Origin of the sequence: Streptomyces sp. NPDC088923, from assembly GCF_044749745.1 — a bacterium.
In the GTDB taxonomy this organism is placed as follows: Bacteria; Actinomycetota; Actinomycetes; order Streptomycetales; family Streptomycetaceae; genus Streptomyces.
Genome location: NZ_JBIVIO010000001.1, coordinates 1583317 through 1595520, shown reverse-complemented (window position 1 = coordinate 1595520; position 12204 = coordinate 1583317). Strand labels below are relative to the sequence as shown.

Here is a 12204-nt window from a genome sequence, read left to right as displayed (position 1 = left end):
TGCGTGCGCAGGCACGCCGCCGGGTTGCCGAGGCTCGCGCCCTACGGCCCGCGACGCTCGCGTCCTACGGCCCGTACGGAGAAAGCCGCCCGCGACGCCGGGCCCCGCGCGGAGCCGTGCCTCTCACGTCTCGCGCGGAGCCGTACCTCTCACGTCTCGCGCGGAGCCGTGCCTCTCACGTCTCGCGCGGCACCCGCCCCACCGCGGGCCGTTCGCGCCACAGCCGCATCCCCACCTCGACGAGTTCCACGTGCGGCAGCTCGGCGATCTCGGTGACCGGGTGCCAGGCGGCGAGGTCCGTGGAGCCGTTCTCCTCGTTGCGGAGGCTGCCGCCCGTGATCGCGGCCTCGTAGACGAGACGGAGGCCGTGGAAGGCGGAGCGGGTGCCCATGCGGCTGTGCTCGCGGCGGATGGAGTCGGTACCGAGGAGTGAGGTGGGCTCCGCCTCGTAGCCGGTCTCCTCTGCGACCTCGCGGATCACCGTGTCGTACGGGTCCTCGCCGGGTTCCATACCGCCGCCCGGCAGAGTCCACAGACGGCGGCCGTCCGCCGCGACCCAACGGGCGAGCAGGATCTCGGGGCTCGCGTTCACACGGTTCTCGCGGACACACACGGCGTAGGACGCCACCCTCAATTCCCAGCGCATCCATCGACGTTAGCCGCTCGGCGCGGAGCGGACCCAGAGATCGGGGATGCGACAGGGCGATGATCACGTTGAAGTGCGGCACGGCGACGATCAGAAAATCACCCCGGAAACCTGCCGGGCGACGATCTGATGATCGCCCGGCAAACCGGCACGGCGATCATCCGACCATAGCCCGGCACATCAGCACGGCGATCGTCCGATCATCCCCCCGGAAACCGGCCGGGCGATCATCGGACGATCGCCCCGCCCAACGCCGAGGCCTCCCCCGCCGCTGCGTGACACGCCCCATCCCGGCGCGGCGGGACCACGGCCCCTCTGTGTCACGTCCCACGTACTGAACATTGCATTGGACAGAGCGGCCCCGGGCAGTCGCATCATGGTCGTATGTCCGCAGGCCAGCCCAAGGCCGCAGCAGTGAAGGAGTCCCCCGTGAGGGTCGGAATCGTCGGAGCCACCGGTCAGGTCGGCACGGTCATGCGCAGGATTCTCGCCGAGCGGGAGTTCCCGGTCACCGAGCTGCGGCTCTTCGCCTCCTCGCGCTCCGCGGGCTCCACGATCGACTGGCAGGGCAGCCCCGTCACGGTCGAGGACGCGGCGACGGCCGACTACCAGGGCCTGGACATCGTCCTCTTCTCCGCCGGTGGCGCGACCTCGAAGGTGCTCGCCGAGAAGGTCGCGGCGGCCGGCGCCGTCGTGATCGACAACTCCTCGGCCTGGCGCCGCGACCCCGAGGTCCCCCTCGTCGTCTCCGAGGTGAACCCGCACGCGATCGCGAACCGCCCCAAGGGCATCATCGCCAACCCGAACTGCACGACCATGGCCGCGATGCCCGTGCTCAAGCCGCTGCACCGCGAGGCCGGGCTCGAAGCGCTCGTCGTCGCCACGTACCAGGCCGTGTCGGGCTCGGGGCTCGCGGGCGTCGCCGAGCTGCACGGACAGGCGCAGAAGACCGTGGCCGACGCCGACAAGCTGACGCACGACGGCGAGGCGGTCGACTTCCCCGAGCCCGGCGTCTACAAGCGGCCCATCGCCTTCAACGTCCTCCCCCTCGCGGGCTCCCTCGTCGATGACGGCTCCTTCGAGACCGACGAGGAGCAGAAGCTGCGCAACGAGTCGCGCAAGATCCTTGAGATCCCGGAGCTGAAGGTCTCGGGCACCTGCGTGCGTGTCCCGGTCTTCTCCGGCCACTCCCTCCAGATCAACGCCCGCTTCGCCCGACCGCTGACCGTCGCGCGCGCCGAGCAGTTGCTCGGTGAGGCGGAGGGCGTCGAGCTGTCCGAGATCCCGACCCCGCTCCAGGCCGCCGGGAAGGACCCCTCCTACGTGGGGCGCATCCGCGCCGACGAGACGGTCGAGAACGGCCTCGCGCTCTTCGTCTCCAACGACAACCTCCGCAAGGGCGCGGCACTCAACGCGGTGCAGATCGCGGAACTGGTCGCGGCCGAGCTGAAGGGCTGAGGCTCCCGCCGTCGTCCGGCATACATGCCGCCACGGGGCGGTCCCGCCGCGTGCGGGGCCGCCCCCGCACGCGTCTCCGCGCCGCCATGACCGGGCGGGACGCTCACCACGCCTCCGCCGCCGCTTCCAGCGCCCGGTGCGCCGCCGTCCAGTGGTTCAGCTCCTCGGCCGTCAGTACGTCCCCGACCTGCGCGAATCCGTCCGGTGCCCGCTCGGCGACGACGTCGAGGAGCAGGTCGCAGGGCAGCGGTGCCGCGACATCGAGCGCGGCGACGCGGGCGGCGCGGTGGCTCTCGTAGAGGCGCATTCCGGCGGCGCGGTCCGGTGTCGTGCGGGCGAGGCAGCGGGCGAGGACCGCCGCGTCGAGCACCGCGAGCCCGGTGCCGTCGGGCGCGGCGGGCAGCAGCGGGTGCGCGGCGTCGCCGATGAGGCTCACCCTGCCCTCGCCCCAGCGCGTGAGCGGCGCGCGGCCGACGAGGGGGCTGCCGTGGATGCGGGGCGTGGCGGCGAGCAGCGCGGGCACGTCGAGGTCGCCGATGCGCCACCCCGCGTAGTGCGGCAGCACCTCGGCGAGCCGCCCCCTGCGGTTCCAGTCGGCGGCCCCCGCCCCGCCGGGCAGTGCCTCCGGATCGAGCCGCACGCTCGCGGTCCAGTGCAGGAGCGCCTGGCCGCGACGCGGGAGGCTCTCGCCGGGGTACGGGCCGCCCGCGTACGGGGCTCCGGGGCCGTTCCCGTACCCGTACGGGGACCGCGTGCCGTTGTCGTACGGATACGAGACGGGGTGGACGTGCAGCCGGACCCCGCCGCCGCCCGCGACCACGACGGTGCGCCCGCCGAGGACGGGCTGCCAGGGAACGAGGCCGCGCCACAGCCACACCCCGCTCCACCCCGGTGGTGCCTCGCCGGGGAGGAGCCCCGCGCGGACGGCGGAGCGCAGCCCGTCGGCGCCTATCAGGGCGAGCGCCGTCTCGGTACGTACGCGGCCGCCGCCGCGCAGGGTGACCCGTACCCCTTGGCTCTCGCTCTGGTGGAAGCGGACGACCGCGGTCGAGGTGCGCACCGCGTCGGCGCCGAGTCTGGCCCGTACCGCCTGGAGCAGGAGGTCCTGGAGAACGGCGCGGTGGATGCTGTACTGCGGCACGGGGTGCCCCAGGCCGAGGCCGCGCGGCTCGCTCCACAGGTGGCCGCCGTGCCGGTCGTAGTGTGAGAGGACGGCGGGGGCGACGGCGTGGTGGGCGAGGCTGTCGCCGAGGCCGAGCGCGGTGAGTTCGGCGACGGCGCTGGGCGGCAGGCTCACGCCCGTTCCCGCGGGCAGCGGGAGATCGGCGGCCTCGACGACAGCGGCCCTGATCCCTGCGGCGTGCAGGGCGAGTGCGAGGGTGAGGCCGCCGATCCCGGCCCCTGACACCAGGACGTCGTGGTCCACGGGCACGGGCGCGCACCGCCTCTCCTACGGGGCCGTCGGCGCCGGGCGCCGGGCGGCCCGGGTCCCGGGCGCGGCCCGGGACGGAGCCGCGGCGCGCGGATAGTACCCCGGGTGGCACTGGGTGCAGAACGGCCCGAGTGGGCAGGGTGTTCCGTTCTGAGCGGAGAAAGGGGTTTCCGGCCCCCGCGGCCGGAACTCAGGGAAATATCAGGGCAGCCGGACGGGCATTCGTGGGCGCCGCCGAGGGAAGGGGCGCACGCGACAAGGGGTCTCGGGGACATCCCCTACCGCCGTCTCGGGGGTGGATCAGGGATGGCTTCGAACAGAACCCGGGGACGCTCTCGGGGAAAACCCCGAGCGCTCCCCGAGGGCCGGTGGCCCCGGCGCGTCCGGCGCGGCAATCCGTGGTCCTCCCACGCCCCACCACGGCCTGCCCGCGTGGAAGGATGGGCGGCATCACACACCGAAACCGACATTCGGCGCGGCGGGTCATCCCCGTCCCGCACCGGACCGAGCAGGACGAGGAGCGAGCGTGCCTGGCACGAATCTGACCCGCGAAGAGGCGCAGGAGCGGGCGCGGCTGCTGACGGTCGACGCCTACGACATCGACCTCGACCTCAGCGGCGCGCAGGAGGGCGGTACGTACCGCTCCGTGACGACCGTGCGCTTCGACGCGGCCGAGTCGGGCGCGTCGACGTTCATCGACCTCATCGCGCCCACGGTCCACGAGGTCGTCCTCAACGGCGAGTCCCGGGACCCCGCCCAGGTCTTCGCCGACTCCCGCATCGCGCTCGACGGGCTGCGCGAGGGGCGCAACGAGCTGCGGATCGTGGCGGACTGCGCGTACACCAACACCGGTGAGGGTCTGCACCGTTTCGTCGACCCGGTGGACCAGCAGGTTTATCTCTACACCCAGTTCGAGGTCCCGGACGCGCGGCGTGTCTTCGCCAACTTCGAGCAGCCCGACCTCAAGGCCTCCTTCATCTTCACCGTGACGGCTCCCGAGGGCTGGACGGTCATCTCGAACTCGCCGACGCCCGAGCCGAAGGACGGGGGGTCCCCCCGGACGAAGTCTGGGGGCGTCTGGTCCTTCGCACCGACGCCGCGCATCTCCTCGTACATCACCGCCCTCATCGCGGGCCCGTACCACTCGGTGCACAGCGAGTACGTCAACGGCGAGCAGCGCGTGCCGCTCGGCATCTACTGCCGGCCCTCGCTCGCCGAGCACCTGGACGCCGAGCACATCTTCGAGGTCACCCGGCAGGGCTTCGCCTGGTTCCAGGAGAAGTTCGACTACCAGTACCCGTTCGAGAAGTACGACCAGCTCTTCGTCCCCGAGTTCAACGCGGGCGCGATGGAGAACGCGGGCGCGGTGACCATCCGCGACCAGTACGTCTTCCGCTCCAAGGTGACGGACGCGGCCTACGAGCGGCGCGCCGAGACCATCCTCCACGAGCTGGCCCACATGTGGTTCGGCGACCTCGTGACGATGGAGTGGTGGAACGACCTGTGGCTCAACGAGTCCTTCGCCACCTACACCTCGGTCGCGTGCCAGGCGAACGCGCCCGGCACGCGCTGGCCGGCCTCCTGGACGACCTTCGCCAACACCGAGAAGACGTGGGCCTACCGGCAGGACCAGCTGCCCTCCACGCACCCGATCATGGCGGAGATCAAGGACCTGGACGACGTGCTCGTCAACTTCGACGGGATCACGTACGCGAAGGGCGCGAGCGTCCTCAAGCAGCTCGTCGCCTACGTGGGCATGGACGAGTTCTTCGCCGGTGTGCGGGCGTACTTCAAGCGGCACGCCTTCGGCAACACGCGGCTCAGCGACCTGCTCGGCGCTCTGGAGGAGACCTCCGGGCGTGACCTGTCGACGTGGGCGAAGAAGTGGCTCCAGACCGCCGGGATCAACGTGCTGCGCCCGGTGATCGACGTCGACAGCGAGGGCCGTATCACCTCCTTCGCCGTCAAGCAGGAGGCGCCCGCGCTGCCTGCCGGTGCGCGTGGCGAGGCCGTGCTGCGCCCGCACCGCATCGCGATCGGGCTCTACGAGCTGGGCGCGGACGGCAAGCTCGTGCGCACGGACCGCGTGGAGCTGGACGTGGACGGGGAGCTGACGCCCGTCGAGGCGCTCGTCGGCAAGCCGCGCCCGGCCGTCGTGCTCCTCAACGACGACGACCTCTCCTACGCCAAGGTGCGTCTCGACGAGGACTCGCTGAAGGTCGTCACCGAGCACCTGGGCGACTTCGAGGAGTCGCTGCCGCGCGCCCTGTGCTGGGCCGCGGCCTGGGACATGACGCGCGACGGAGAGATGGCGGCGCGCGACTACGTGGAGCTGGTGCTTCGCGGGGTCGGCAAGGAGTCCGACATCGGTGTCGTGCAGTCGCTCCAGCGGCAGGCGAAGCTCGCGATCGACCAGTACGCGGCGCCGGTGTGGCGCGATCGCGGGCTGACCCGCTGGACCGACGCGACGCTGGCGCACCTGCGGGCCTCGGCCCCGGGCAGCGACCACCAGCTCGCCTGGGCCCGCGCCTTCGCCGACACCGCACGCACCCCGGACCAGCTCGACATCCTCGTCGGTCTCCTGGAGGGCACCCAGAGCATCGAGGGGCTCGCCGTGGACGCGGAGCTGCGCTGGGCCTTCGTGCAGCGGCTCGCCTCGGTGGGGCGGTACGACGTCGAGGAGATCGACGCCGAGTTCGCCAAGGACCGTACGGCGGCCGGCGAGCGGCACGCGGCGACGGCCCGCGCCGCACGCCCGACCGAGGAGGCGAAGGCGGAGGCGTGGGCCTCGGTCGTCGACTCCGACACGCTGCCCAACGCGGTGCAGGAGGCGGTGATCTTCGGCTTCGTGCAGACGGATCAGCGTGAGCTGCTCGCCCCGTACACGGAGAAGTACTTCGCCGGCGTGGGCGAGGCGTGGAACAGCCGCTCGCACGAGATGGCGCAGCAGATCGCGGTGGGCCTCTACCCGGCGCTGCAGGTCAGCGAGGACACCCTCGCGGCCACGGACGCCTGGCTCGCGTCGGCCGAGCCATCGGATGCCCTTCGGCGCCTGGTGACGGAGTCCCGAGCGGGCATCGAGCGCGCCCTGAAGGCGCAATCGGCGGACGCGGCAGCGGGCCACTGAGCCGAGCCCTCCAGGCGGAGCGGGGCCACGACGGGCCGGCTCCGCCGGGGGCGAGTGGCCGGCTCCGCCCGGGGGCGGCGAGTGGTCCGGTCCACCGGGGCGGCGAGTGTCCCGGCTCCGCGGGGGCGGGTAGCCCTCGCCGGGGATGGCGGGCGTGCGGCCGGGTGGAGGGCGGTCCAGGGCCTGAGCCAACGGTCCACGAGCGGGGCGCCGGGGCCACGGAGAGGGTGCTGGCCCCGACTAGGCGCCGGTCCGGGCCGAAGCACTGGGCCGGGCCGAAGCGCCGGTCCGGGCCGAGGGGCGGTCCGGGGCGGTGCGGGCCGAAGCACCAGTCCGGTCCGAGGGGCGACCCACGGACGGGCCGCCAGCCCCCTATGCAGAGCTGTTCAGCGCCCGCCCCGGGCCGGGCCACGCCCGGAGGTCTGTCCGACGCCCCACTCCAAGTACCGCTCCACGCCCGAAGGGCCGGTCCCGGGCCGTCCGAGGGCCTGCCCACGCAGGGAGGGCGGTCGAGCGCCCGGCCGTAGGACTGGCGCACTACGCGCCCGGGGCGGCCCCCTGCCGGGGCGGCCCACGGCCGGAGGCCGATCGAGCGCCGCCCGTAGCACTGGCCCACGCCCGGGGGCGGTGGGCTCCCGGACACCGCCCGGGGCCGGTGCGGCGCTCCCGGGACACGCCCACGACCAGGGCCGGACCACGCCCCCGAGGCCGGACCACGCCAGGGCCGGATCGCGCCCTCGGGGCCGGACCTCGCCCCCCGGGGCCGGGCCTCACCCCCGGCCAGCCCACGACCGAAGCCCACGGCCGAGGCCGGCCCGCGCCCCCGGCCGGCCCTCACTCCCAGAGCCCGGTGTACCCGTCCGGAAGGCTGGGGTGCGGGCAGGCCCACGCCCGGGGTGGCGGGTGGGGGCGGCGGGGCGTGGGGCTTTCGTCGTCGCCGAGCACTCCGGAGCATATTGCTTGCCCGGCGCAGGAACTGACGCAGCGTCAGCAAGCGTCTTATCGGGAGAATTCGGGGGGTCGTGGAGGGGTCGGTGGGTGCCCGGAGTCATCCGAGCGCGCCCCCGCTCGCTACAGTGGCCACTTCGCGATGACGAGCCGTCAAGGTTCGGGCACGTCCGTCCCCCTTCGGTGACGTGCCTCGTCGCGACTCCCGGAGCAGCGCGGCGCAGTGGCGTCCGCTGCTTCGGAACACCTTCAAGTTCCCCCAAGGAGCATGATCTTGAGCGTCACCGAACCGGAGACGACCACCAGGACCTGGCGAAGGGGCCGGCGTACGGCCCGCCTCTCCCGCCTCCCCCGCCAGGTCCACCGCCCCGCCACCGGGGCAGGCCGCACCCCGCTCAGCGCGTCCGCTCCCTCCCCCGTCCCGTCCCGCTCCGCCGTCGGCACCGGCACCGGCACCGGCACCGCTCTCGCCGAAGCGCCTTCCGACCCCCCACCCGGCACTCCCTCCGGGACCCCGCCGCGCGCCTCCGCGGGCGGCAGCGGGGGTGAGGAGGAGGTCCGGCTGCGGCTCTCGCTCGCGGACCTGCTCACTCTCGGCAACGCGGTGTGCGGTTTCGCGGCGATCTACTGCGTCACCACCGCCGTCCTCATCCCGCACCTGCTCGACGGGACGAGTGGTGACGGGGTGCGGCAGGGCGGGGCGTCTGCGGTGATGTTCATCCTGCTCGGTGCGCTCTTCGACCTGTGCGACGGGATCGTCGCGCGCCGCTTCGGCGGCTCCGGGATGGGAGCCGAGCTGGACAACCTCTCGGACCTCATCAGCTTCGGCCTCGCGCCCGCCTACTTCGTCCTCGTGTGGGGTCTCGTCGGTGGCGGCGAGAACCACCTCGGGCTCACGACGGTCTCGGCCGTCGCGGTGCTGCTCGGCGGGGTGATGCGGCTCGCGCGCTTCTCCATCACGACGATGCGGGACGGGATGTTCGAGGGGATGCCGATCCCCTTCGCCGCGCTCACCGTGCTCTCCGTCGTGCTGCTCCAGCTCTCCTTCGTCATCACCGTCCTCGCGGTGCTCGCGATCGCGTATCTCATGGTCAGCCGGGTCGCTTACCCGAAGCCGACCGGGCGGCTCGCCGTGGCCACCGCCGGGTGGGGGGCCGTCAACATCGGCTGCCTCGTGGCGTGGGCGCTGGACTCCCCGGGCGGCGAGACCTTGCTCGTGATGGGCTGCTGCCTTCAGGTCGCCCTCGCCGCCGCGCTGCCGGTCACGGCCGGCGTGCGCAAGGTGGCGGGCCGACGTCTCGCCTGACCGTGCCGTAGGGAGGGGCCCCGGAGCAGACCGCTCCGGGGCCCTTCTCGCGTCGGCACGGCCCGCACCGGGTCCGTGACCGCGCACCCCCACTCCCACCCGCACCCACACTTGCCGCCACAGCCACACCCGCACCCGCACCCGCACCCGCGCGCCGCGCGGGGTCCGTATCGGCGCCCGTGTCAGACGGCGTTGCCCGTGATCCGGTCCGGGGTGATGCGCAAGACGACGCGGATGTCCTCCGGCGGCAGCTTGAGGAAGTCCTCGCCCGCCCCGGGGCCCGCGTACCGCTCGGCGAGGCGGACGGCGAGCGCGCGGCCCTCGTCCTCGGAGACCAGCGCCGTGCCGCGCACCTCGACGTACCGCTGCGGGTCCTCGGGATCGTAGACGCACAGGCTGACGGCCGGGCGCAGCTGGGCGTTGCGGACCTTGAGGCGGCCCTCCTGCGAGGAGGCGACGATGTCGTCGCCGTCGAGGCCGTACCAGACGACGGAGGTCGCTGGAGCGCCGTCGGCGCCGGTGGTGGCGAGGACGGCGTAGAGGGGCCGCGCGAGCAGTGCGCGGGCGGAATCGCTCAGCTTGATGGCCATGCGCCGGATGCTATGCCCGGTGGCGGTACGGGGGAACGGGAGGACAACACCCCTACGCCGGGGGCCTGTTGGGATGTCCCGCGCGGACCAGACCCCGCCGGGCAAGGTGCTGTCGGGGAGAATCCGGGCATGCCAGAGGCCGGACCCTTGTCCTCACCCGTGGGGAGGAGAACGGTCCGGCCGGCCCGGCGGACGGGAAGCGCTGCGGCTCAGGCGTGCGGCTGCTGACCCGCGCTCTTCTTGGAGCCGACGACCACGAGGCCCGCGATCACCAGGAACGCGAGGATCGGGATGCCGACGAACAGACCGAGGGTCTGGATCACGCTCAGGCCTGAGCCGGGGTCGTCGCCGTCGTCGCGGGTGAGCGCGAGAGCGGGGGACGTCATGGCCAGCATGAGCAGCGTCGTACCGGCGGCGATGGTGCCGGCGCGCAGGGAGTTCTTCTTGTCCACGGGCTTCTTGTCCACGCTCCCAACTTAGCCGGGCCGCTTCCGCGACACGCGGGCGGGGGGGCCGTATGGGGAGGTATTTCCGCAACGGGCCGAAGCCCTGCCGCCGGCGAAGCCCGCCTGCACCGGAAGCCCGCGCTCACCACTCCCCCGGCTCCCCGACCCCGTCCCGCAAGCCCGCGAAGAAATCCGCCACGCGCTGCGAGGCCGTCAGTTCCTCCAGGCTCAGCGCGCGCGCCTTCGCGTCGGCGAGCGGCAGACGCCAGTTGGGGTACTCCGTCCAGGTCCCGGGCAGGTTCTGGGGGCGGCGGTCGCCGACGGTGTCGGGGAGCCAGATGCCGGTGAGCGCGGCGGGGGTGCGCAGCAGGAAGCGGTGCACCGCGCGGATCACGCCCTCCTCGTCCTCGGGGCCTTCCGGCAGGAGCCGCAGTGCGCCGAGGCGGTCGAGCCACTCGCGGAGTTCGGCCTCGGCCCGCGCGCGCTCCTCCTCGTACGGGCCGCTGAGCAGTCCGAGCCGTTCGCGCAGGATGACGTCGTCGCCCGTGAAGCGGGCGGCGGTGGGCGGCAGGTCGTGCGTCGTGGCGGTCGCGAGCGCGCCGGGGCGCCACTCCTCGGGGGCGAGCGGGCGGGCGCCGTCGGCCCAGTCGCGTTCGAACCACAGCACGGAGGTGCCGAGGATGCCGCGCCGCGCGAGCGCGTCGCGCACCCCGGGCTCGACGGTGCCGAGGTCCTCGCCGATGACGAGCGAACCCGCCCGGTGTGCCTCCAGGCAGAGCACGGCGAGCATCGCCTCGGCGTCGTAGCGCACGTACGTACCGGCCGTCGGCTCCTCGCCCGCCGGAATCCACCACAGCCGGAAGAGACCCATGACGTGGTCGATGCGGACGGCGCCCGCGTAGCCGAAGAGGGCGCGGAGCAGGGCTCGGTAGGGGGCGTAGCCGGAGGCGGCGAGGCGGTCGGGGCGCCAGGGCGGCAGGCCCCAGTCCTGGCCGCGCGCGTTGAAGGCGTCGGGCGGCGCGCCGACGGAGATCCCGGCGGCGAAGACGTCGCGCTGCGCCCAGGCGTCCGAGCCCTCGGGGTGGACGCCGACGGCGAGGTCGTGGACGAGGCCGACCGGCATCCCCGCCTCGCGCGCGGTGCGCTGCGCCGAACGCAGCTGTTCCTCGGTGAGCCAGGCGAGGTGGCGGTGGAAGGCGACGCGCTCGGCGAGGTCGCCGCGCGCGCGGGCGGTCGCGGCCGAGCGCGGGTCCTGGAGCCCCTTCGGCCAGGCGGCGCGCTCGGGCCCGTACGTCTCGACGAGCGCGCACCACGTGGCGTGGTCGTCGAGCGCCTCGCCGTGCTCCGCGTAGTAGGCGTCGCGCGTGGCGGCGCGGCCCGGGTCGAGCGGCACGGCGCAGACCTCCGCGAGCGCGGGCCGTTTGAGGGCCCACACGGCGTCGCGGTCGATGAGCGCGTCCTCGCGCAGGACGGCGTGGCGCAGCCCGGCGGCGGCTTCGAGGAGCGGCGCGGTACGGGCGCGGGCCGCCGCGTCGAGGTAGGCGTACTCGGGGACGTCCTCGACGCGCAGGTGTACCGGGTCGGGGAAGCGGCGCGAGGAGGGGCGGTACGGGGACGGGTCGGTGGGCTTGCCGGGGACGGCCGCGTGGAGCGGGTTGACCTGGACGAAGCCGAGGTCGTGGGTGCGGGCGGCCCAGCCGGCGAGCGCCGCGAGGTCGGCGAGGTCGCCCATGCCCCAGGAGCGCGCGGACAGGAGGGAGTAGAGCTGGACGAGCAGCCCGGTGGCGCGGCCGGTGGGCGCGGGGGCGTGGTCGGGGGCGATGACGAGGTGGACCTGCGCGGCGCGGCCGTCGGGGGTGAGCACCTGGAGGCCGTGCACGCCGAGCGGGAGCGCGGGGACGGCCTCGCCGGGCGCGGCCGTCCACTCCGTGACCCCGCCGTCCTCGGTACGGGCCGAGCAGCGGGTGCCCGGGGGGAGGTCCGCGAGGGCCTGCGGTGGGGCGACCGGGCCCTCGGCCTCGTCCGGCGGACTCCATACGACGACGGTCGGCGGCAGCACCCGGCGCTCGCGCTCAGCCTCGGCCGCCGCGAGTGCCGCCGCCGCCGACTCGGGCGTGGCGGCGTCCACGCCGAGCGCGGCGAGCGCGGCGACGACGGCGGCACGGGGCACGTCGACGGTCTGCCCGGGTCCCTGCGAGTAGGAGGTGGCCACTCCGTGGAGCGCGGCGAGCCGGGCGAGTGCCATGTCGGG

Annotated in this window: 8 protein-coding genes; 3 read left to right on the top strand and 5 right to left on the bottom strand. The window is 74.0% G+C overall.

All coding sequences use genetic code 11. The annotated features are described in order from the left end of the window. Positions 1 to 175 precede the first annotated feature (175 nt). The gene (locus ACIP4O_RS07290) at positions 176 to 646 is read right to left on the bottom strand and encodes an NUDIX domain-containing protein (RefSeq protein WP_361322755.1); all 471 of its coding nucleotides are present in this window, start codon (positions 644 to 646) and stop codon (positions 176 to 178) included. Positions 647 to 1075: 429 nt separating this feature from the next. On the opposite strand from ACIP4O_RS07290, the gene ACIP4O_RS07285 reads away from it, so the two are divergent. After that, on the top strand, positions 1076 to 2104 hold the full coding sequence (locus tag ACIP4O_RS07285; protein ID WP_361322758.1) for an aspartate-semialdehyde dehydrogenase: 1029 nt from the start codon (positions 1076 to 1078) through the stop codon (positions 2102 to 2104). Positions 2105 to 2207: 103 nt separating this feature from the next. On the opposite strand, the gene ACIP4O_RS07280 is transcribed toward ACIP4O_RS07285, so the two are convergent. Continuing rightward, a complete protein-coding gene (locus tag ACIP4O_RS07280; protein ID WP_401572593.1) occupies positions 2208 to 3536 on the bottom strand; it encodes an FAD-dependent monooxygenase in 1329 nt (442 codons plus the stop codon). A gap of 526 nt (positions 3537 to 4062) precedes the next feature. Here ACIP4O_RS07280 and pepN point away from each other — a divergent pair. Together pepN and pssA are read left to right on the top strand one after the other, a co-directional pair. Further along, entirely contained in the window at positions 4063 to 6663 is a 2601-nt protein-coding gene (gene pepN, locus ACIP4O_RS07275; RefSeq protein WP_401572591.1) for an aminopeptidase N, read from the top strand. 1216 nt (positions 6664 to 7879) lie between these two features. Next, positions 7880 to 8917 (top strand): CDP-diacylglycerol--serine O-phosphatidyltransferase, encoded by a 1038-nt coding sequence (gene pssA, locus ACIP4O_RS07270; RefSeq protein ID WP_401572588.1) that lies wholly within the window; start codon positions 7880 to 7882, stop codon positions 8915 to 8917. 182 nt (positions 8918 to 9099) lie between these two features. On the opposite strand, the gene ACIP4O_RS07265 is transcribed toward pssA, so the two are convergent. The 3 genes from ACIP4O_RS07265 to malQ form a co-directional block, all read right to left on the bottom strand. Then, complete coding sequence (locus tag ACIP4O_RS07265) at positions 9100 to 9507, bottom strand: PPOX class F420-dependent oxidoreductase (RefSeq protein ID WP_401572585.1); 408 nt, start codon at positions 9505 to 9507, stop codon at positions 9100 to 9102. Positions 9508 to 9716: 209 nt separating this feature from the next. Next, complete coding sequence (locus ACIP4O_RS07260) at positions 9717 to 9959, bottom strand: hypothetical protein (RefSeq protein ID WP_361323082.1); 243 nt, start codon at positions 9957 to 9959, stop codon at positions 9717 to 9719. A gap of 136 nt (positions 9960 to 10095) precedes the next feature. Next, positions 10096 to 12198 carry a 4-alpha-glucanotransferase gene (malQ, locus tag ACIP4O_RS07255; protein WP_401572582.1) on the bottom strand — a complete coding sequence of 701 codons (2103 nt, stop codon included), beginning with the start codon at positions 12196 to 12198 and terminating at the stop codon, positions 10096 to 10098. Between the last annotated feature and the right edge of the window lie 6 nt (positions 12199 to 12204).

Excerpts from the sequence above, each read along its gene's own strand:
- ACIP4O_RS07290 (WP_361322755.1), bottom strand. The coding sequence starts at position 646 with ATGCGCTGGGAATTGAGGGTGGCGTCCTACGCCGTGTGTGTCCGCGAG.
- pssA (WP_401572588.1), top strand. The coding sequence starts at position 7,880 with ATGATCTTGAGCGTCACCGAACCGGAGACGACCACCAGGACCTGGCGA.
- ACIP4O_RS07265 (WP_401572585.1), bottom strand. The coding sequence starts at position 9,507 with ATGGCCATCAAGCTGAGCGATTCCGCCCGCGCACTGCTCGCGCGGCCC.
- malQ (WP_401572582.1), bottom strand. The coding sequence starts at position 12,198 with ATGGCACTCGCCCGGCTCGCCGCGCTCCACGGAGTGGCCACCTCCTAC.